Origin of the sequence: Mesorhizobium sp. B2-6-2, assembly GCF_006440615.1 — a bacterium.
Lineage (GTDB): Bacteria > Pseudomonadota > Alphaproteobacteria > Rhizobiales > Rhizobiaceae > Mesorhizobium.
The window spans coordinates 1-3,231 of the sequence record NZ_VFUG01000041.1 but is presented as its reverse complement, the minus strand read 5'-3'; the positions used below and the strand labels follow the sequence as shown (position 1 = coordinate 3,231).

3 protein-coding genes are annotated in these 3,231 nt (G+C 62.8%); all 3 read left to right on the top strand.

Annotated features, from left to right (window positions below):
• Positions 1 to 55 precede the first annotated feature (55 nt).
• Genes FJ419_RS30545 through FJ419_RS30535 form a run of 3 tightly spaced genes read left to right on the top strand, consistent with a single transcriptional unit; the run spans position 56 to position 3,227 of the window.
• On the top strand, positions 56 to 1,294 hold the full coding sequence (locus tag FJ419_RS30545; RefSeq protein WP_084016273.1) for a site-specific integrase: 1,239 nt from the start codon (positions 56 to 58) through the stop codon (positions 1,292 to 1,294).
• Positions 1,291 to 2,223 carry a tyrosine-type recombinase/integrase gene (locus FJ419_RS30540; RefSeq protein ID WP_064995509.1) on the top strand — a complete coding sequence of 311 codons (933 nt, stop codon included), beginning with the start codon at positions 1,291 to 1,293 and terminating at the stop codon, positions 2,221 to 2,223. Before FJ419_RS30545 ends, FJ419_RS30540 begins: the two co-directional genes overlap by 4 nt.
• A complete protein-coding gene (locus FJ419_RS30535) occupies positions 2,220 to 3,227 on the top strand; it encodes a tyrosine-type recombinase/integrase (protein WP_064995508.1) in 1,008 nt (335 codons plus the stop codon). The genes FJ419_RS30540 and FJ419_RS30535 overlap by 4 nt, the downstream gene beginning before the upstream one ends.
• The last annotated feature ends 4 nt before the right edge of the window (positions 3,228 to 3,231 follow it).

The window sequence follows — 3,231 nt, the reverse complement described above, 5'->3', positions numbered from 1 at the left end:
CATGCCTCTCTGACGGACGCGGGATCCCCCTGCGCCGCAATGCTGGAGGGGCAATATGCTCGACTTCTATTTTTCGTATCGTGGGGTACTCAAGCGCCTGCGTAGCGGTGCGCTCGGCGGCGAGATGGATCGCCTCGCGGAGCATTTTTTCACGCTTGGTTATAAGCGAGCGTCCGCCAAGATTTACCTGAGCCGGATTGCGCGCTTTAGCCAGTTTGCCGCGACGCGCTGTGGTCCGATGCCGATCCATCAGGATGTCGTCGATAGCTATTTGTCCACGTTTACGACGGATTCTCCACGCATTGGAGCAGTGTCGGCGCTGGGACACGCACTGCGAGTGGCTCCGGAGCGATTCATTGCTTCCGTTCCCAGTGTAGATGCTGACCCGGATAATCCGCTTCTGGCCTCCTTTTCGGACTATCTGCGCAGGGTGCGGGGCCTGGAGCCGAAGACCCGCGAAGGCGTTCTTCTGGGCGGTCGCCGCTTTTTGGATTGGTTCCGCCATCACCATCCCGGCCAGGACCTCGAGGCGTTGGCGGCTGAGCACGTCCTCGCTGCTGTCGAGCATCGGCTGTCACTATCGGCGACCTCCAGCAGCCGCACGGCAGCGACTTCTCACATCCGAACATTTCTTCGGTTTTTGTATTGGGCTGGCCACCATCGCCAAGATCTCGCCCGCGTTGTCCCAAGGACGCCCTCTTGGCGTTTGGCACATTTGCCGCCGCGCCTTGCATGGGATGACGTTCGGCAGGCGATCGATGCGATCGGCGCAACGACGCCGGTCGACATCCGCGATCGAGCCGTCTTGCTGCTGCTCGCCACCACCGGCATTCGCAACGGCGAGTTACGCGCCATTCGGCTGAAGGATATCCACTGGCGTACTGGCGAGGTTTTTGTCCGGCGCACCAAGGGCAAGCGTGATCGGGTGGTACCACTCCTCGAGGAGACCGGCGCCGCACTCGCCGATTACATCCTGCGCGCTCGACCGAAGGTGGATAGTCCGTATCTGTTCCTGTCCTTCGCGCCGCCGCTGGGGCCGTTCAAGTGCGCGTCGCCTGTTTCGAGGATCGTGCGGAAGCGGTTGCGGCATGGCGGGGTCGAACTCGGGCGGGTCGCAGGTGCGCATCTCCTGCGCCACAGCCTTGCCACCCAGCTCGTCAGGCAGCGAAGGCCAATCAACGAGGTCGCCGATCTTCTTGGCCACCGGAGCATCAACACAACGGCGCTGTACGTGAAGGTTGCGGCCTCGCAACTCGCCGAGGTCGCACTCCCCTTTCCGGGAGGCGCGGCATGACCGCGTTTACCCGATTCCTCGGCGAGAAGGCCGAGCGTTACATCGAACTGCGCCACTCGCTCGGCTACTCTTTCAGCAAACAAGCTGGCACGTTGCGGGCTTTCGTCCGCTACGTTGAACGCGCTCAGTTCGATGCGCCCGCCACCCGGACGATGGCGCTGGACTTCGTCCTGTCGTTCGGCGGCGCCGCCAACAGCCGCACCACTCGTCACGGCGTGCTCCGCCGATTCTACGAGTATCTCGCCGTCTATGACGCCCAAACGGAGACCTTGGAGCGTAGAGTCTTTCCCAGATCCAGGGCGATTCCGCCGCCGCGGATCCTCAGCGAGTCAGAGTTGGCGTCGCTCATCGACGCATGTGCGCGCATTTCGCCAGGCATCCCTCTCAGGGGGCGGACGATGGCAACGCTGATCGGATTGTTAGCAAGCTCGGGACTGCGATCTGGCGAAGTGGTCAGGCTTGATCGTTCCGACGTCGATCTGACCAGCGGGGTTCTTCTGGTTCGGAAGACGAAGTTCCGCAAGGACCGTCTCGTTCCAGTTCACACGACGACCCAGGCTGCCCTTCGCCATTACGCCCGTGAGCGTGACGCCGCTTTTCCCACGCCCAAGGACCAGGGCTTCTTCCTCAGCTCTCGTGGCAACCGCCTCTCAGCGACCGGCCTGCAAAACGGTTTTGCCGAGGTCCGCAAGCTCGCCGGCCTTGATGGCGGTAAGCCCTTAAGGCCGCACGATCTCAGGCACCGGTTCGCCGTGACCCGCCTCAGCTTCTGGCACCAACAGCGCGCAGACGTTCAGGCGCTGCTCCCGTTGCTCGCCACATATCTCGGCCACGCCAGCTACAGCGATACCGCTTACTACCTCACTGGTTCGACGGATCTTCTCGCCATTGCGGCGGACCGCGCTTTCCTCGATGGAGGTGCAGCATGAGCGAACATCTTCTCCTGGCGCCGCTCCTGGAATCCTACTTTCGCCGGCGCTTGACCAAGCAGCGCAACGCCACTCCCGCGACTGTCGCGAGCTATCGCGACGCCTTGCGCATGCTGATCCTCTTTGCCGCCGCCAGGTTGCGGAAGAGGCCGGCGGCGTTGGTGCTCGAAGATCTCGATCGAGACCTCGTTCTCGCCTTTCTCGACGAACTCGAGGAGAAGCGGAACAACACCGTCGCCACGCGCAATGCCCGACTAGCTGCGATACGATCTTTCTTCCACCATGTGGCAGCGGCCGACCCGGCGTCCTTTGGTGTCGCGCAACGCGTGCTGACGATTCCCACAAAACGGGCGCACATTGAGGTGACGCGCCACCTCACCAACGCAGAAGTGGACGCAATCATTGCGGCGCCCGATCAGAGGACGCCCCGTGGTCGGCGCGACCGCGCGTTTCTGCTGTTCCTGGCGCGGACCGGCGCGCGGGTCTCCGAAGCCATTGGTGTCAATGCTGACGACCTTCAGTTGGAACGCCCGCGTTCGCAGGTGCTGTTGCACGGTAAGGGGCGCAGAGATCGCGTCATCCCCGTTTCTCAGGATTTGGCGAGAGCGCTGGCGGCCTTGTTGCGCGAACGCGGAATCGCCAACCTCGAACCACGACCGATCTTTGTCGGCGCCCACAATGAGCGCCTGACGCGCTTCGGGGCGACCCACATCGTACGACGAGCGGCGGCCAAGGCAGTGGCCATTAGGCCGGACTTGGCCGAAAAGCCCATATCGCCACACATCTTCCGGCACTCCCTCGCCATGAAGCTTCTCCAGTCCGGCGTGGATCTTTTGACGATTCAAGCCTGGCTCGGGCACGCACAGGTCGCCACCACCCACCGCTATGCCGCCGCGGATGTCGAGATGATGCGCAACGGAATCGAAAAGGCGGGCATCGAGGGCAATTACGGGGCGCGCTTCCGGCCCACCGATGCCGTTCTGCAACTGCTGAACAGCATCTAAGCTA